The following is a 17,637-nucleotide window of genomic DNA, read 5'->3' on the forward strand; positions in this document are numbered from 1 at the left end:
CCCCGCCGGGCGCGGGCACGCCGGATCACGCCACGCGCGACTCGGCCGGTGCCTCCTCGTCCTCCTCGTCGGGCAGGTGGACGTCGCCGATCGCGATGTTGACCTCGACGACCTCGAGTCCGGTCATCCGCTCGACGGCGGTGATGACGTTCTCCCGCACGTCGCGGGCGACGTCGCGGATGGGCACGCCGTACTCGACGACCAGGTCCAGGTCCAGCGCGGTCTGCCGCTCCCCGACCTCGACCTTCACGCCGCGGCCGACGTTGGGCCGGCCGCCCGGAACGCGGTCGCGTACGGCGCCGAGGGTGCGGGACAGGCCGCCGCCCGTGTCGTACACGCCCGGAACCTCGCGCGCGGCCATCCCGGCGATCTTGACGACCACGACGTCCGCGACGGAGGTGCGGCCGCGGCTCCCCGCAGGCTCGTCCGGGCCGACGGCGCCCGCGCCGACGGTGGTCGTGGAACCGCCCGGGGAGCCGTTACCGGCCGGGACGCGGTCGCGGTCGCCGCCGCCCGCCCGGGTCTCGTCGCCGACCGCGGTGGCCCCGGGATGCGTCTTCGTCGTCATGGGAACTCTCCTTCGCCGTTACGGGTTCAGCTGTCACCCGATCGCCCGGCCCCAGGGGCGGTGCCCTCGATCCAGGCTCGCTGACAATGACTTGGACACCGCCGGGGACGGAAACGTCACGCGGGCTCCGCAGATGCGCCGGGAGGTGGGCCGGTCGGGAGAAAACGCCTCCGGGGACGTGACGACGAGGCCGTCGGCGGGTCCGACGAAGGGGACGGCTGTGGAAGGAGAGGGTGCGTGGCCGAAGGAGCCGAACCGCAGGGGACGGCGCGTGCGGAGCGCGCGGCGGCTCGTACGGCCGGCAGCGGCGGGACGGGCCGTGCGGCGGACGCCCGCGGGGCGGGCGTCGCGGCGGCACCGTCCGAGGACGCGCTCCTCGCGGCCCGTGCGGGCGAGGGCGACGAGCAGGCCTTCGAGACGCTGGTGCGGCGGCACACCCCGGTCCTGCTCTCCCTGGCGCACCGGCTGCTCGGCAGCCGCAGCGACGCGGAGGACGCCGTGCAGGACGCGTTCGTCAGTGCCTGGCGCCGGCTGCCGGAGTTCCGCCGCGACGCGGCGTTCCTCACCTGGATGTACCGCATCGTCACCAACCGCTGCCTGAACCAGCTGCGGTCCCGCAGGCCGACCGCCGACCTGGACTCCGTGCCGGAGCCGGTCGCGCCCGACCACCAGTCCTCGCCGTCCCGGGCCGCCGAGACGCAGGCGGCGCTGCACTCGCTGTCCCGGGTGCTGGCGGACCTGACGCCCGAGCAACGCGCGTGCTGGGTGTTGCGGGAGCTGCACGGCCTGAGCTACGAGGAGATCGCGAAGGCTGTGGGCATCAGCCACCAGGCCGTACGGGGACGGATCTTCCGCGTGCGGCGCTACCTGACGGAGGCGATGAGCGCATGGCGTTGAGCGCCGACTCCGGGGCGAACCCGGACCCGGACGCCGGACCGGCGGAGGGCACCGAGCTGCTCCCCTGCGGCCGCACGCTCCAGGAGGTGTGGGACGCCTGGGACGAGGACCGGGCGACGGGCGACCCGCACTACGCGGCCTGCCCGCACTGCACGGCGGCGCTGCACGGGCTGCGGATGCTGGACGACTTCGTGCGCACCGCCCGCACCGCCGACGAGGAGGAGCGGCGGGCGGACGGCCGTGCCGACGGCGCACGGACCGCCGATGCGGTCACGGGGCGCGTGATGGACATCGTGCGGCGGGAGCTTCGCCCGGGCCGCAGCCTGCCGTTGGGGGAGCCCGACGAGGAGGCGTGGATCGTCGAGGCGGCGGCCGCGCGCGCGTTCCGCTCGGCCGTGGACGGCCTGCGGGGCGTACGGGCGGGCAGCTGCCGGATCGTCCCGCAGCCGGCGGAGGCGGTGGTACGGGTGCGGGTGGAGGTCGCGGCCGACCTGAGCCGCGGTTTCCCGGAGCTGGCGGACGCGGTGCGTGACCGGATCGTGACGGCGGCCCGGGACGTCGTCGGGTTGGAGGTGGCGGCGGTCGACGTCGCCGTGGTGGACGTCCTGGTGGACGGCGGCTGGGAACGCGCCGCCGCCGACCTGCGCGGACTGGCCGACGCGGAGGACGAGCGGTGAGCGACCAGGACGTGACGGACCGGGTGACGCGCGCCGCGGCCCGGGCGGCCGAGGAGGCGCCCGGGGTGGCGTTCCTCCGCCCCGGGCTGGCCGAGCTGGTGCACGGCACGGCGCTGCCCCGTCTGAAGCGGACGACCACCCCGGCGGCGGACGCCCCGCGCACCGGAGGCGTCCGGGCACGGCGGCAGGGCACGCAGAAATCAGGGTGGCGGCTGGAGCTCCACCTCGCCGTCCTGGACGGGCACCGGGCGCTGGACGTGACTCGCGCGGTGCGCACGGCGGTCACCGACGCCGTACGCGGCGAGCTGGCGGCGGCGGACGCGGACGTCACCGTGGCAGTGACCGTCACCGACATTGCCTGACCCGGGCGGGCCCGCCCGGGTCACACCTGCCCGTTCCCGCGCCCGGGTGGGAGTGCGTTCCGCTTCCGCACGGAGGAGGGGCCGGCGGCGGAGCGTTCCGCCTGCCGGCCCCTCGTCCGGGTGAGGTCGTCGGCCGCGTCAGCGGGCGCCGGTGTGGAGCTCCAGGAACTCGTCGAAGGACAGCTTGCCGTCGGCGTTGCCGTCCTTCTGGTTGATCACGGCCTGCGCCATGGACTCGGTGTAGTGCACGTCCCCCAGGTCTGCCATGGCCCGGTGGAACTCCTTGGCGGTGATGAACCCGTCGCCGTCGTGATCGAACTTGTCGAACGCCTTGCGCACCTCGGCTGCGTCGGCCATTCCTTCACCCTCCCCGCTCGGTATCGATGACGCGCTCACCCTACAGAAATCCCGTTGCCGCCCCTCCCGCGTCCTGCTCTACTCCACCGCACACGGCACGTGCCACTTGTCGAGCAGAAGGAGACCACCGTGCGGCGAGCGTCCTTGTCCCTCCAGCAGGCCCACTCCGCCCTCTTCAAGGACATGACGCCACGTGCCCACGCTCAACCTCGGAATCCTCGCCCATGTCGACGCAGGTAAGACCAGCCTGACCGAGCGGCTGCTGCACGCCGCCGGGGTCGTCGAGACGGTCGGCCGCGTCGACGACGGCAGCACCCGCACCGACTTCCTCGCGCTGGAGCGGCAGCGCGGCATCACCATCCGCTCCGCCGTGGTCTCCTTCCGGCTCGGCGACGACCTGACCGTCAACCTGATCGACACCCCCGGCCACCCCGACTTCATCGCCGAGGTGGAGCGGGTGCTGCACGTGCTCGACGGCGCCGTACTGGTGGTCTCCGCCGTCGAGGGCGTGCAGGCGCAGACCCGGGTGCTGATGCGGACCCTGCGACGGCTGCGCCTGCCCACGCTGTTGTTCGTCAACAAGACCGACCGGCGCGGCGCCTCCCCGGACGGCACCCTCGACGGCATCGCCCGGCGGCTGGTGCGCACCGCCGTGCCGATGGGCGCGGTGCCCTCGGCCGGCAGCCCGGACGCCGGGTTCCTTCCGTACGGCCCGTCGGACGCGGCGTTCGGCGAGCGGCTGACCGACGTGCTCACCCGCCACGACGAGACGCTGCTGGCGGAGTACGTGGCCGCCGACGGCCGGCTGCCGCACGACCGGCTCCGCGGTGCGCTGGCCGACCAGACCGGGCGGGCGCTGGTGCACCCGGTGTTCTTCGGCTCGGCCGTGACCGGCGCCGGAGTCGGTGCCCTGACCGAGGGCGTCCGGACCCTGCTGCCCGCCGCGCGGGGTGAGGCGGAGGGGCCGGTCTCCGGCTCGGTGTTCAAGGTCGAGCGCGGCCCGGGTGGCGAACGCCTCGCGTACGTGCGGATGGCCGCCGGCACGCTGCGGGTGCGCGACCGGGTGCCGTTCGGTGCCGCCGCGAACGGCACCGAGGAGCTGCCGGAGGGCAAGATCACCGGGGTCGAGGTCTTCGAGGAGGGCGAGGCGGTCCCCCGGGACGCGGTCGCCGCCGGGCACATCGGCCGTGTGCGCGGCCTGGAGGGCGTACGGATCGGCGACGCGCTGGGCGTTCCGCCGCCCGGCACCGCCGACCGCCACTTCGCCCCTCCCACCCTGGAGACGGTCGTCGCGCCCGTCTGCCCGGGGGAGCGGCGGGCGCTGCACGTCGCGCTGACGCAGCTCGCCGAGCAGGATCCGCTGATCGACCTGCGGCACGACCCGAGAACCGGGGAGACGCACGTCTCGCTGTACGGCGAGGTGCAGAAGGAGGTCCTGGAGGCGACCCTCTCCGACGAGCACGGCATCGCGGTGACCTTCCGCCGCACCACCGCGCTGTGCGTGGAGCGGGTGACCGGATGCGGCGCGGCGCACGAGATCATCGACACCGGCCCCAACCCGTTCCTCGCCACCATCGGGCTGCGCCTCGAACCGGCGCCGGTGGGCGCCGGGGTGCGCTTCCGGCTGGGCGTCGAACTCGGGTCCATGCCGTACGCGTTCTTCGCCGCGGTCGAGGAGACCGTGCAGGAGGTCCTCGGCCAGGGCCTGTACGGCTGGCCCGTACCGGACTGCACGGTCACCATGACGCACTCCGGCTACTGGCCGCGGCAGAGCCACGCGCACGCGGTCTTCGACAAGTCCATGTCGAGCACCGCGGGCGACTTCCGCAACCTCACGCCGCTAGTGCTGATGGACGCGCTGCGGCGGGCCGGGACGCGGGTGTGCGAGCCCGTGCACGCCTTCCGGCTGGAGGCGCCCGCGGACACGGCGGGCGCGGTGCTGTCGCTGCTGGCCCACCTCGGTGGGGTGCCGCGCTCGACCCGTACCGAGGACGGGACGGCCGTGCTGGAGGGAGACGTGCCGGCCGCGCGGGTGCACACGCTGCAGCGGCGGTTGCCGAACCTCAGCCGCGGCGAGGGCGTGCTGGAGTCGTCCTTCGACCGGTACGAGCCGGTGCGCGGCACACCCCCGGCCAGGCCGCGCACGGACCACGACCCCCTGGACCGCAAGCAGTACCTGCTGCGGGTCGTGCGCCGGACCGGCACGGGGACGGCGGGCGCTCACGGACCGGCCCCCGGGTCCACCGCCGGTCACGGAGGGTAAACGGTGCGAGAGGGACGGCGGTGGGCCGTTAGGATTTCGCGCATGGCGGCCACTGGAACTGAGCAACAGGGGAAGGCGTACTACGTCACCACCCCCATCTACTACGTGAACGACGCTCCGCACCTGGGCCACGCCTACACGACCGTCGCAGGCGACGTGCTCACCCGCTGGCACCGCCAGCGGGGCGAGAAGGTGTGGTACCTCACCGGCACGGACGAGCACGGTCAGAAGATCATGCGCACCGCGGAGGCGAACGGCGTCAGTCCGCAGGACTGGTGCGACAAGCTCGTCGAGGAGGCGTGGAAGCCCCTCTGGGAGCACCTGGAGATCGCGCACGACGATTTCATCCGCACCACCGAGAAGCGGCACACCGACCGCGTGCGGGAGTTCGTCCAAGACCTGTACGACAAGGGCGAGATCTACCAGGGCGGCTACGAGGGCCCATACTGCGTCGGCTGCGAGGAGTACAAGTCCTACGGTGAACTGCTGGACGGGGAGGGAGAGTTCGAAGGCCAGAAGCTCTGCCCCATCCACAAGAAGCCGGTGGAGATGCTGAAGGAGGAGAACTACTTCTTCAAGCTCTCCGAGTACGGCCCGAAGCTGCTGAAGCACTACGAGCAGAACCCGGGCTTCATCCAGCCCGAGTCCGCGCGCAACGAGGTCGTGAACTTCGTGCGGCAGGGGCTGGAGGACCTGTCCATCTCCCGGTCGACCTTCGACTGGGGCGTCAAGGTGCCGTGGGACGACAAGCACGTCATCTACGTGTGGATCGACGCCCTCCTCAACTACGCGACGGCGGTGGGCTACGGCTTTGACCAGGAGAAGTTCGAGGGCACCTTCCCGGCGAACGTGCACCTGGTCGGCAAGGACATCCTCCGCTTCCACGCGGTGATCTGGCCCGCCATGCTGATGGCGAACGGCCTGCCGCTGCCGCACAGGATCGCCGCCAACGGCTGGCTCATGGTCGGCGGCGAGAAGATGTCCAAGTCCAACCTGACCGGCATCTCCCCGCAGCAGCTCACCGAACACTTCGGCGTCGACGCCTACCGCTGGTACTTCCTGCGCGCGATCTCCTTCGGCCACGACGGGTCGTTCTCCTGGGAGGACTTCTCCGCCCGCTACACCAGCGAACTCGCCAACGACTACGGCAACCTCGCCTCCCGGGTCGCGGCGATGGTCGGCAAGTACTTCGGCGGCGCGCTGCCGGAGGCGACCTCGGCGGGTGCGGACGAGCAGGCGATCCGCGAGGGCCTGGAGACAGCCGTCGCGGAGGCCGACCGGCGGATCGGCGACGAGCTGGACTTCGCGGGCGGCATCGCGGCCGTCTTCGACTTCGTCAAGCAGGTCAACGGCTACCTGACCGAGCAGGCGCCGTGGAAGGTCGCCAAGGACGACTCCGCCGAGGCCCAGGCCCGGCTGGCGACGATCCTCTACACCGCCGCCGAGTCGCTGCGCGCGTGCGCGGTGCTGCTGAACCCGGTGATGCCGGAGACCTCGCAGAAGCTGTGGGACTCGCTCGGCGCCGAGGCGTCGCTGGGCGCCCTCGCCGACCAGCGCGTGCAGGACGCCGGCCGCTGGGGCCTGCTCCCCGCGGGCTCCACGGTCACCAAGGGCGCGGTGCTCTTCCCCCGTCTGGAGGACTGAGGCGCCGGCTGAGGGTGCACGACGGCGGACGCGCCGCCCGTACGACGGCTGGACCCGTACGACGGCTGGGCCCGTACCACCCCCGCGGTGGTGCGGCCCAGCCGCTTCTCGTGGCCGGGCCACTCGCTGGCGACCGCAGGTCGACACCCGCGACGTGACGCACCAGCCGTGCGGCTACGCGCAGTCGGGGACGCCCGGCAGCTTCTCCTCCGGCACGTCGACGAAGACGTTCGTCAGATGGCCGTCGTACTGCGGCAGGTAGGCCCACCAGTCGCTGGAGTGCGGCGGCACGTCGATCCGTTCGCCGCGGCGCTGGCAGCCGACCAGCACCTCCACGCCCGCGGGCAGCGTGGTGACCACCGCCGAGTCCGTGGTCGCCGCCGCGCGGACCCGTACGCCCGAGCCCCAGGTGGGGAACCACGTACCGGCCGGGCGCACGGCCCCCGGGACGTCGAGCGAGCCGACCAGCCGGGTCAGCCATGCGTACGCGGTGCCGTACGGCGTGCCGTCCTCGTGCAGCGTGAGCACGGCGACGACCGTGCGGTCGTCGGCGCCGACGGTGCCCGTGCTGTGCAGCGCCTCGCTGACCAGGTCGATGCCGCTCGCCCGCGACGCCTCCCGCTCGCGGGCGCGTTCGGCCTCCCGCTGATCCGCCGTGCAGCCGCCGGAGTCGAAGCCTGACCAGCCCTGCTTCAGCGACCAGGATCTCTCGAAGGCGGACGCGATGCCGAAGTACTGGTCGTAGCCGTCGGCCGCGCAGCGGGTGGCCGCGCGCAGGTGCCCCAGGACGAGGTCCCGCACCGGCGCGGGGGCCTCGTCCAGGAGGTAGCGGTACACCCGCACGGTGTCGGCGGCCGTGATCGCCGTGTAGCCCCAATAGCCGGGGTGCGAGGCGGGCGGCGGGGCGGTACCGGTCAGGCCCAGTCGCCGCACCATGCGGTCGATGAGCGCGCTGCCCCCGCGCGTCGACCAGTAATGGCTCGCGGCGCCGTCGTGGCTGCTGCGCAGCATGCCCTCCAGGCGGGACCGCTCCGCTTCGGGGACGTCGTAGTCGGGCCCCCGGTCCCAGAGGTAGTCCAGCACCAGCATGATCTTCACGACGGAGGCGGACCGAAAGCGCAGGTCGGCGTTGTGACGTTCGGTGAACGTGCCGGTCTCACGGTCGAAGACGGCGATGCCGGCCGTCACCCCCGGTGGGACGCGGGCAGCGGCTGCCGCGGTCGCGTCGACGGGTGCGCGGCGGGGCGTGCCGGAGGCTCCGGGGGCGAGGGAGAGGGCGGCGGCGCAGGCGAGGGCCAGGGAGATCAGGACGCGCCCCTTCCGGTGTGGACGACGGGTGGGCATGCGGGACCAGCTCCTCGTGAGCAGGGCCCCGGTGGGCGGGCGGGCCTGGGGGACGCCGTCCCCATGCATGCCCCGGCCCTCCGGCGCGCACACCGTACCGGCCAGCCGGCTCGGCGTACCCGCGCACCGCCGTACGGCAGCACGGGAACGCCTCAGGACCGTGCCCCGCACGAGCGGGGCACGGCCCTGAGTGCGCGGCCGGGGAGAGACCCGGCGGGCGCGGAACTACTCCGCGGGGCGGGCCTGCGGGGGCTTGCGCACCGAGAGGTGAAGCTCCTTCAAGCGGGCCTCCTCGACCTCGCTCGGCGCGCCCATCAGGAGGTCCTGCGCGTTGCCGTTGAGCGGGAAGGCGATGGTCTCGCGGATGTTCGGCTCGTCGGCCAGCAGCATGACGATGCGGTCGATGCCGGGGGCGATGCCGCCGTGCGGCGGGGCGCCGAAGCGGAACGCCCGCAGCATGCCGCCGAACTCGCGCTCGACGTCGTCCTTGGAGTAGCCCGCGATGCCGAACGCCTCGAACATCACCTCGGGTTCGTGGTTCCGGATCGCGCCGGAGGACAGCTCGACTCCGTTGCAGACGATGTCGTACTGCCAGGCCAGCACATCCAGCGGGTCCTGGGTGCGCAGCGCCTCCAGGCCGCCCTGTGGCATCGAGAACGGGTTGTGGGAGAACTCGATCTCGCCGGTGTCCTCGTTCTTCTCGAACATCGGGAAGTCCACGATCCAGCAGAACCGGAAGGCGTTCTCGGTGAAGTTGCCGGTGCGGCGGGCGGCCTCGACGCGGACCGCGCCCATGATCTTGGAGACGTCGTCGAACTCCCCGGCGCCGAAGAAGACCGCCGTGCCCGGCTTGCCGTCGACGGCCGAGAGCAGGGCGGCGGTGTCGTCCTCGGTGAGGAACTTGGCGATCGGGCCGGTGAGCGTCGAATCGTCGCCGACCCGCACCCAGGCGAGGCCCTTGGCGCCGTGCTCCTGCGCGAACTCGCCCATCTGGTCGAAGAACTTGCGCGGCTGGTCGGCAGTGTCCGGCACGGCCAGGGCGCGGACGTGCTTGTCTGCGAAGGCCTTGAAACCGCTGCCGGCGAAGACGTGGCTGACGTCGACCAGTTCGAGGGAGGTGCGCAGATCCGGCTTGTCGGAGCCGTACTTGAGCATCGCCTCCCGGAACGGGATGCGCGGGAACGGCGAGGTGACGTGCCGGCCGTCGCCGAACTCCTCGAAGACGTCGGTCATCACCTTCTCGATGACCCGGAAGACGTCCTCCTGCTCGACGTAGGACATCTCCACGTCGAGCTGGTAGAACTCGCCCGGCGAGCGGTCGGCCCGGGCGTCCTCGTCACGGAAGCACGGCGCGATCTGGAAGTACTTGTCGAAGCCCGCGATCATCAGCAGCTGCTTGAACTGCTGCGGCGCCTGCGGCAGCGCGTAGAACCGGCCGGCGTGCAGCCGGGAGGGCACCAGGAAGTCGCGGGCGCCCTCGGGCGAGGTGGCGGACAGGATGGGCGTCGCCATCTCGTTGAAGCCCAGGTCGGTCATCCGGCGGCGGATCGAGGAGATCACGGCCGAGCGCAGCATGATGTTGCGGTGCATGCGCTCGCGGCGCAGGTCGAGGAAGCGGTACTCCAGGCGCCGCTCCTCGTTGACGCCGTCGTCGGCGTTGATGGTGAACGGGATCTGCTCGGCCGCGCCGAGCACCTCCACCTCGGTGACCTCGACCTCGATCTCACCGGTCGGCAGCTCGGGGTTGACGTTCTCCTCGCCGCGGGCGGCGACGCCGCCGTCCACGCGGATGACGCTCTCCTTGGACAGCGAGCTCAGCCGCTCGACGACGTCGGTCCGCTCGGGCCGGACGACGAGCTGCACGATGCCGTGGTGGTCGCGCAGATCGATGAAGAGGATGCCGCCCAGGTTCCGCCGATTGTGCAGCCAGCCGCTCAGGCGGACGTCGGAGCCGACGTCCGTGGCACGGAGCTCGCCGCAGGTGTGGGACCGGTACCGATGCATCATTCATCCAAGTCGTCGGGGCGTGGTGGCGTACGCCGGTGCACGCACGCTCGTCGCAGGGGTTCCCGCCGGGATTTCTGGCTGAGGGAAACGCCTCTCAGGTTACCGCGCCCCGAGTGGCTCACTCGCACGCTTTTCACGGATCTGCATAAAGTAGGGCAATGCGCACGGAGGACGTACTCACGGCCGTGGGCACCGGCGTCTGGCGGTGGGAGGGCGGCTCCCAGACCGTCACCCTGGACGCACGGGCCGCGCGGCTCCTCGGTCTCCCCTCCCCGCCCTCCAGCAGCGGCACCGTCACCCTCGGCGCGGCGGCCGTGCGGGGGCGGGTGCACGCCGTCGACTTCGTCCGCCTCCAGGGGATGGCGGCGCTCGCCCTCACCGAGGGGCGACTGGCAGAGGGCGTCCTGCGTGTCGTCTGCCCCGCCGGGACCGTGCTGCGGTCCGTACGCGTGCGACTGCGGCCCGTCGGCGTCCGGACGGCGGACCAGCCGGACGGGCGGCCCGGCGTCATCCCGCCGGGCGAGGCCAGGATTCCCGGGGCGCTCCAGGTGATCGGCACCGTCAGCGAGGTCGCTCCGGTGCCGGAGGGCTCCGACGCGCCGTCCGAGCCGGACGGCGAGGCGGACGGCCGGGCGCTCGAGGTCGTCGGGGAGTGGAACCGTTCCCGGGAGGCGTTCCTGCTGGACGCCGGACGCGCACTGGCCGAGGCCCGTTCGACCAGCGAGGTGTTGCGCGTCGCGGCCGCCCTGTCCATGCCCGGCTTCACGCCCGACGGACTGGGCGTCTTCGGCGTGGAGGGCGACCGGCTCGCGGTGATCGGCCACCACGGGCAGTCGCCCGGTGACGAGGGGCCCTTCCTGGACATGCCCCTGGACACCGACTACCCGGCGGCCGAGGTGGTGCGCACGGGCCGGGCCATCTACCTGCCCAGCCCGGACGCCTACCGCAGCCGCTTCCCCACCACCTGGCCGCTCGCCGAGCCGTTCGGTCGGGCGTCGTGGGCGTTCCTGCCGCTGATCGTCGGCGGGCGGACGATCGGAGCGTGGATGGCCGGCTTCGCCGAGCCGGTCGCCTTCACCCCCGACGAGCGGTCGGTGCTCAGCACCGTCGCCCGGATGCTCGCGCAGGCGCTGTCGCGGGCGTACGTGCAGGACAGCGAACGCGAGCTCGCCGACGACCTTCAGCGCATGATGCGTCCCGCCGACCGCCCGGCGGTGGAGGGTCTCCAGCTCGCGGCGCGCTACGTGCCCACCGGCGGCGGCCTCCAGGTCGGCGGCGACTGGTACGACGTGATCAGCCTGCCGTCCGGGCGGACGGCGGTGGTCGTCGGCGACGTGCAGGGCCACGACGTGCGGGCCGCGGGCATCATGGCGCAGTTGCGGATCGCGCTGCGGGCGTACGCCGCCGAGGGCCACCACCCGGACGGGGTGCTCTCCCGCGCCTCGCGCTTCCTGAGCGGGCTGAACCGCGCCTCCGCCGGGACGCCGGGAACGGCGGCGGACGAACGCTTCGCCACCTGTCTCTACCTGGAGATCGACCCCCGCACCGGCACCGTCGACGTGGCCCGCGCCGGCCACCTCGACCCGGCGATCCGGCTCCCCGACTCCGCGATGCTCGTACGGCAGACCGCGGGCGGCATCCCGCTTGGCATCACGGCCGACCCGGACTACCCCACCACCCGCCTCGTGCTCCAGCCCGGCGAAACGATGCTGCTGTGCACGGACGGGCTCATCGAGACCGGCGGACACGACATCGAGAGCGGCTGGGAACGGCTGCGGCAGGTCGTCGCCGGGCACCCGCTGCCCGAAGAGGGCCTCGAAGGGCTGGCCGACGCCGTGGTGAACGCGGTGCACGGGCCGCCCTCGCACCACACCACCGGGCCGCTGGCCGACCGGCGCGACGACGACATCGCGCTCGTGCTGCTGTGCCGCGAGGGGGACCCGCTCGGGCCCGCCGGGACGGTCGCCGCGCCGCCCGCCCGGCGCAGCGTCCTGACCGTCGCGCAGGCCGAGCCCGCGCGCATCGCCGACGCACGACACCAGCTCGGCGGGCTGCTGCACGACTGGAAGGACGGAGACCAGGCGGACGGCGCCGTGCTGATGCTCTCCGAGATGCTCACGAACGTCCTGGTGCACACCGACGGCGACGCGCTGATGGTGGCCGAGATCAGCGGGGACCCCGGGACGCGGCTGCTGCGCGTCGACGTCACCGACTCCAGCGACGAGCTGCCACACCGCCGCAGCCCCGGCGAGCTGGCCTCCTCCGGGCGCGGCCTGCTGCTGCTGGACACGCTGGCGGACGCGTGGGGCGTGGAGCCGCGCGGCGACGGCAAGTGCACCTGGTTCGAGCTCCGCGAGGCGGGCACCGTCCACGGCTGACCCGCCGGGGCCGCACCGCGCGGGCGAGGTCAGTCGCGTGCGGCCGGGACGCGGCCGAGGCGGCCGGCCTGGAAGTCGTCGAAGGCCTGGGCCAGCTCCGCGTGGCTGTTCATGACGAACGGCCCGTAGTGCGCCATCGGCTCCCGCAGCGGCTGCCCGCCGAGGAGGATCACCTCCAGCGAGGGGGTGTGGGCGTCCTGGGAGGTGTCGGCGCGCAGCGTGAGCGCGTCGCCTGCGCCGAAGACGGCCGTCTGCCCCAGGTGGAGCGGGCGCCGGTCGGCGCCCACCGAGCCGCGGCCGGCCAGCACGTAGGCGAGGGCGTTGTAGTCGCTGCGCCACGGCAGCGTGACCTCGGCGCCGGGCGAGACGGTCGCGTGCACGAGGGTGATCGGCGTGTGCGTGACGCCGGGGCCGGTGTGGCCGTCCAGCTCGCCCGCGATGAGCCGGAGCAGCGCGCCGCCGTCGGGGCTGGTCAGCAGCTTGACGTTGCCGCCGCCGATGTCCTGGTAACGCGGGGTGGTCATCTTGTCCCGGGCGGGCAGGTTGACCCAGAGCTGGATGCCGTGGAAGAGGCCGCCGGTCATGACCAGCTCCTCCGGCGGGGCCTCGATGTGCAGCAGGCCCGATCCGGCGGTCATCCACTGGGTGTCGCCGCCGTCTATAGTGCCGCCGCCGCCCTCGGAGTCCTGGTGCACAAACGTTCCGTCGATGAGGTACGTGACGGTCTCGAAGCCGCGGTGCGGATGCCAGGGGGTGCCCTTCGGCTCACCGGGCGCGTAGTCCACCTCGCCCATCTGGTCCATCATGATGAACGGGTCGAGGTGCCGGTAGTCGAGGCCCGCGAAGGCGCGGCGGACCGGGAAGCCCTCGCCCTCGAACCCGGTGGGGGCGGTGCTCACGGCCAGCACGGGGCGCCGTGCGGCGCTTTCGGCCGCCGGGGCGGTCACCCGGGGCAGCGTGAGCGGGTTCTCTACGGTGATCGCGGGCATGACGGGTGCCTCCTCCGACTCACGGCCAATGTAGTTGAAGGTTGAAGCACTCGCCACGGCTTCCGTATTCCGGCAGACCCGGAAGGGCCGGTGCGCGGTGCGCGACGCGGGTCAGCCGCACATGCCGGTCAGCCGTACATGTGGCGCATCGCGTAGTCGACCATCTCCTCGACCGCCTTGGCGTCGAAGACCACCCGGTGCTCGCCCTCCATGTCGAGGACGAAGCCGTAGCCGGAGGGGAGGAGGTCGAGCACCTCGGCACCCGTGATCACGAAGTACCGCGACTCCTTGCCCGCGTACCGGCGCAGCTCCTTGAGCGTGGTGAACATCGGGATGACCGGCTGCTGGGTGTTGTGCAGCGCCAGGAAGCCCGGGGTCTCGCCGCGCGGGCAGTAGACCTTCGAGGTGGAGAGGATCGACTGGAACTCCTCGGCGGACATCGACCCCGTGGTGAAGGCCCGTACGGCCTCGCCCAGCGAGGGTGGGGACGGCTCGGGGTAGAGCGGCTGCTGACCGTAGGGCGGCGGCGGCTCCGGTTCCGCGTAGCCCTGATGCGCCTGGTGGGCATGGGGGGAGTGATGGGTCTGCTGGTGACCCTGGTACCCGTACTGCTGCCCACCGTGCGGGTGTCCGTGGCCCGCGGACGCGGTCTGGTCGTAGCCGTACATGCCCGAAAGGGTAACGAGTCGGTCCACCCGGCGTGCGCGCGCGGGAGATTCCCGGCCACGGCGGGGCCCGGAACCGCCCGGCGAGGGAGGAACGGGTCACAGTGGGACTCGGGGGGTTGCCTTAAATTACCCATGGGTAGCATCATCGAGACTACTGATCGGTACGAACGAGACTTCTTACGGAGCCGTCGCCATGGGGCACTACAAGTCGAATCTCCGCGACATCGAGTTCAACCTCTTCGAGGTCCTCGGCCGCGACTCGGTGTACGGCACCGGACCGTTCGCCGAAATGGACGTCGAGACCGCCAAGAGCGTGCTCGCCGAGATCGCGCGGCTGTCCGAGAACGAACTCGCCGCCTCCTACGAGGAGGGCGACCGCAACCCGCCCGTCTTCGACCCGGACACCAACACCGCGCCCGTCCCGGCGTCGTTCAGGAAGAGCTACCAGGCGTTCATGGACGCGGAGTGGTGGCGCCTGGGCATCCCCGAGGAGATCGGCGGCACCACCGCACCGCGCTCGCTGCTCTGGGGCTTCGCCGAGACCATCCTCGGCGCGAACCCGGCCGTCTGGATGTACGCCTCCGGTCCGGCGTTCGCGGGCGTGGTGCAGGAGGAGGGCACCGAGGAGCAGCGCAAGATCGCCCAGCTGATGGCCGACAAGCAGTGGGGCGCCACCATGGTGCTCACCGAGCCGGACGCCGGATCGGACGTCGGCGCCGGCCGCGCCAAGGCCGTGCAGCAGGACGACGGCACCTGGCACATCACCGGCGTGAAGCGCTTCATCACCTCCGGTGAGCACGACATGTCCGAGAACATCGTGCACCTCGTCCTGGCCCGCCCCGAGGGCCACGGTCCCGGCACCAAGGGCCTGAGCCTGTTCGTCGTGCCGAAGTACGACTTCGACTGGGACACCGGCGAGCTCGGCGAGCGCAACGGCGTCTACGCCACCAACGTCGAGCACAAGATGGGTCTCAAGGTGTCCAACACCTGCGAGATGACCTTCGGCGCCAACCAGCCCGCCAAGGGCTGGCTGCTGGGCGAGAAGCACGACGGCATCCGCCAGATGTTCAAGATCATCGAGTTCGCGCGGATGATGGTCGGCACGAAGGCCATCGCCACCCTCTCCACCGGCTACCTGAACGCCCTGGAGTACGCCAAGGAGCGGGTGCAGGGCGCCGACCTCGCCCAGTTCACCGACAAGACCGCGCCGCGCGTCACCATCACGCACCACCCCGACGTGCGTCGCTCGCTGATGACGCAGAAGGCGTACGCCGAGGGCATGCGCGCCCTCGTCCTCTACACCGCCTCCGTGCAGGACGAGATCATCCTCAAGGAGCACGCGGGCGAGGACGCGGGCGCCGCGCACCGGCTCAACGACCTGCTGCTGCCCATCGTGAAGGGCTACGGCTCGGAGAAGTCCTACGAGCAGCTCGCCCAGTCGCTGCAGACCCTGGGCGGCTCCGGGTACCTCCAGGAGTACCCGGTCGAGCAGTACATCCGGGACGCCAAGATCGACACCCTGTACGAGGGCACCACGGCGATCCAGGGCCAGGACTTCTTCTTCCGCAAGATCGTCCGCGACCAGGGCCAGGCGCTCACCGCGCTGTCGGAGGAGATCAAGAAGTTCCTCGCCGAGGCCGCCGGGGGCGAGGAGCTGGCCGCCGCCCGCGACCAGCTCGCCCGGGCCGCCGTCGACCTGGAGGCCATCGTCGGCACCATGCTGACCGACCTGGCCGCCACCGAGAAGGACGTCAAGGAGATCTACAAGGTCGGGCTGAACACCACCCGCTTCCTGCTGGCCTCCGGCGACGTCGTCATCGGCTATCTGCTGCTGCGCGGTGCGGCCGTCGCGCAGGACAAGCTGACCGACGCCTCGGCCAAGGACCGGCCGTTCTACCAGGGCAAGATCGCCGCTGCGAAGTTCTTCGCCGCCAACGTGCTGCCCGGCCTGGCCGTGCAGCGCTCGCTCGCCGAGTCCGTCGACCTGTCGGTCATGGATCTCGACGAGTCGGCGTTCTGAGTCCCCGGCGAGGCGGCCTCCGGACCGTCCGCCGATGAGGAACCGCGTCGCCGAGGCGTCCCGCTCCCGGTCGGGGGGAGCCGGACGCCTCGGCGTTCGTATGCTGAGCGGCATGAGCAACGCGCCCCGCACCAGCCACACGAACCGCCGCTTCGACAGCGGCCACACCGACGACCTGACGGCCTTCCTCGCGCAGTCGCCCACCCCGTACCACGCCGTGGCCTCCGCGGCGCGGATGCTGGAGAAGGCCGGCTTCCGCCAGGTCGAGGAGACGGCCGCCTGGGACGGCGAGGCGGGGGGCCGCTACGTGCTGCGCGGCGGTGCGATCATCGCCTGGTACGTGCCTCAGGACGCGACCCCGGCCACCCCGTACCGCATCGTGGGCGCGCACACCGACTCCCCCAACCTGCGGGTCAAGCCGCTGCCCGACACCGGCGCGAACGGCTGGCGCCAGGTCGCCGTCGAGATCTACGGCGGCACGCTGCTCAACACCTGGCTCGACCGCGACCTGGGCATCGCCGGCCGGCTGACGCTGCGCGACGGCTCCACCCGCCTGGTGAACGTCGACCGGCCCCTGCTGCGCGTCCCGCAGCTCGCCATCCACCTCGACCGGCAGGTCAACGAGGGCCTCAAGCTCGACAAGCAGCGCCACATGACCCCGGTCTGGGGCCTGGGGACGCCCCGGGAGGGCGACCTGATGGCCTTCCTCGCGGACGAGGCCGGCCTGCCCGCCGCGGACGTCACCGGCTGGGACCTGATGGTGCACAGCGTCGAGGCCCCCGCCTACCTCGGGGCCGACCGCGAACTCCTCGCCGGCCCCCGGATGGACAACCTGCTGTCCGTGCACGCGGGCGCGGCGGCGCTCGCCGCGGTCGCGGCCGAGGGCGGCCTGCAGCACATCCCGGTGCTCGCGGCGTTCGACCACGAGGAGAACGGCAGCCAGTCCGACACCGGCGCCGACGGGCCGCTGCTCGGCAGCGTGCTGGAGCGTTCGGTGTTCGCGCGCGGCGGCACGTACGAGGACCGGGCGCGCGCCTACGCGGGCACGGTGTGCCTCTCCTCCGACACCGGCCACGCCGTGCACCCCAACTACGTGGAGCGGCACGAGCCGGGGCACCACCCGATGCCCAACGGCGGGCCCATCCTGAAGGTCAACGTCAACCAGCGGTACGCCACGGACGGCACCGGCCGCGCGGTGTTCGCCGCCGCGTGCGAACGGGCCGGGGTGCCGTGGCAGACGTTCGTGTCCAACAACGCGATGCCGTGCGGGACGACGATCGGTCCGATCACGGCGGCGCGGCACGGGATCGCGACGGTCGACATCGGCGTGGCGATCCTGTCCATGCACAGCGCGCGCGAGCTGTGCGGGTCCGAGGACCCGCACCTGCTCGCCTCGGCGCTCGCCGCGTTCCTCGCGGAGTAGGCACCGGCGGGCGGGGCGGAGCCGGGGCCCGCACGGGGGC

14 protein-coding genes are annotated in these 17,637 nt (G+C 72.5%); 8 read left to right on the forward strand and 6 right to left on the reverse strand.

What is annotated here, in order from left to right:
- Positions 1 to 25: 25 nt before the first annotated feature.
- Positions 26 to 568, reverse strand: coding sequence for an Asp23/Gls24 family envelope stress response protein (locus tag E4198_RS12185; RefSeq protein WP_136183170.1), 543 nt, complete (start codon positions 566 to 568; stop codon positions 26 to 28).
- A gap of 237 nt (positions 569 to 805) precedes the next feature.
- On the opposite strand from E4198_RS12185, the gene E4198_RS12190 reads away from it, so the two are divergent.
- From E4198_RS12190 to E4198_RS12200, 3 genes are read left to right on the forward strand one after another with little or no spacing between them, the layout of a single operon-like run.
- Positions 806 to 1,465 carry an RNA polymerase sigma factor gene (locus E4198_RS12190; protein WP_136183171.1) on the forward strand — a complete coding sequence of 220 codons (660 nt, stop codon included), beginning with the start codon at positions 806 to 808 and terminating at the stop codon, positions 1,463 to 1,465.
- Positions 1,456 to 2,142 (forward strand): hypothetical protein, encoded by a 687-nt coding sequence (locus E4198_RS12195; RefSeq protein ID WP_136183172.1) that lies wholly within the window; start codon positions 1,456 to 1,458, stop codon positions 2,140 to 2,142. Before E4198_RS12190 ends, E4198_RS12195 begins: the two co-directional genes overlap by 10 nt.
- Complete coding sequence (locus E4198_RS12200) at positions 2,139 to 2,504, forward strand: Asp23/Gls24 family envelope stress response protein (RefSeq protein ID WP_136183173.1); 366 nt, start codon at positions 2,139 to 2,141, stop codon at positions 2,502 to 2,504. The genes E4198_RS12195 and E4198_RS12200 overlap by 4 nt, the downstream gene beginning before the upstream one ends.
- A gap of 138 nt (positions 2,505 to 2,642) precedes the next feature.
- Here the strand turns inward: E4198_RS12200 and E4198_RS12205 are convergent, their stop codons facing one another.
- Positions 2,643 to 2,861, reverse strand: a complete 219-nt coding sequence (locus tag E4198_RS12205) for an EF-hand domain-containing protein (protein WP_136183174.1) — start codon at positions 2,859 to 2,861, stop codon at positions 2,643 to 2,645.
- A 193-nt stretch (positions 2,862 to 3,054) separates the two neighbouring features.
- Between E4198_RS12205 and E4198_RS12210 the strand changes: the two genes are divergently transcribed.
- Positions 3,055 to 5,124 carry a TetM/TetW/TetO/TetS family tetracycline resistance ribosomal protection protein gene (locus tag E4198_RS12210; RefSeq protein WP_136183175.1) on the forward strand — a complete coding sequence of 690 codons (2,070 nt, stop codon included), beginning with the start codon at positions 3,055 to 3,057 and terminating at the stop codon, positions 5,122 to 5,124.
- Between the two features lie 42 nt (positions 5,125 to 5,166).
- A complete protein-coding gene (gene metG / locus E4198_RS12215) occupies positions 5,167 to 6,768 on the forward strand; it encodes a methionine--tRNA ligase (protein WP_136183176.1) in 1,602 nt (533 codons plus the stop codon).
- Positions 6,769 to 6,942: 174 nt separating this feature from the next.
- Here metG and E4198_RS12220 read toward each other — a convergent pair whose 3' ends face one another.
- Together E4198_RS12220 and aspS are read right to left on the reverse strand one after the other, a co-directional pair.
- Positions 6,943 to 8,112, reverse strand: a complete 1,170-nt coding sequence (locus E4198_RS12220) for a hypothetical protein (RefSeq protein ID WP_247597652.1) — start codon at positions 8,110 to 8,112, stop codon at positions 6,943 to 6,945.
- Between the two features lie 225 nt (positions 8,113 to 8,337).
- Positions 8,338 to 10,116 (reverse strand): aspartate--tRNA ligase, encoded by a 1,779-nt coding sequence (aspS, locus tag E4198_RS12225; RefSeq protein ID WP_136185338.1) that lies wholly within the window; start codon positions 10,114 to 10,116, stop codon positions 8,338 to 8,340.
- A gap of 161 nt (positions 10,117 to 10,277) precedes the next feature.
- Here aspS and E4198_RS12230 point away from each other — a divergent pair, with 161 nt between their 5' ends.
- Positions 10,278 to 12,497: a SpoIIE family protein phosphatase gene (locus tag E4198_RS12230; protein WP_136183177.1), complete on the forward strand. Its 2,220-nt coding sequence runs from the start codon at positions 10,278 to 10,280 to the stop codon at positions 12,495 to 12,497.
- A 29-nt stretch (positions 12,498 to 12,526) separates the two neighbouring features.
- Here E4198_RS12230 and E4198_RS12235 read toward each other — a convergent pair whose 3' ends face one another.
- Positions 12,527 to 13,486, reverse strand: a complete 960-nt coding sequence (locus E4198_RS12235; protein WP_136183178.1) for a pirin family protein — start codon at positions 13,484 to 13,486, stop codon at positions 12,527 to 12,529.
- Positions 13,487 to 13,614: 128 nt separating this feature from the next.
- The gene (locus E4198_RS12240; protein WP_136183179.1) at positions 13,615 to 14,154 is read right to left on the reverse strand and encodes an SseB family protein; all 540 of its coding nucleotides are present in this window, start codon (positions 14,152 to 14,154) and stop codon (positions 13,615 to 13,617) included.
- A 193-nt stretch (positions 14,155 to 14,347) separates the two neighbouring features.
- On the opposite strand from E4198_RS12240, the gene E4198_RS12245 reads away from it, so the two are divergent.
- Both E4198_RS12245 and E4198_RS12250 read left to right on the forward strand, forming a co-directional pair.
- Positions 14,348 to 16,174 carry an acyl-CoA dehydrogenase gene (locus tag E4198_RS12245; protein ID WP_136183180.1) on the forward strand — a complete coding sequence of 609 codons (1,827 nt, stop codon included), beginning with the start codon at positions 14,348 to 14,350 and terminating at the stop codon, positions 16,172 to 16,174.
- A 112-nt stretch (positions 16,175 to 16,286) separates the two neighbouring features.
- Positions 16,287 to 17,597, forward strand: a complete 1,311-nt coding sequence (locus tag E4198_RS12250; protein ID WP_136183181.1) for a M18 family aminopeptidase — start codon at positions 16,287 to 16,289, stop codon at positions 17,595 to 17,597.
- Positions 17,598 to 17,637 lie beyond the last annotated feature (40 nt).

Source organism: Streptomyces sp. RKND-216, assembly GCF_004795255.1.
Lineage (GTDB): Bacteria > Actinomycetota > Actinomycetes > Streptomycetales > Streptomycetaceae > Streptomyces > Streptomyces hazeniae.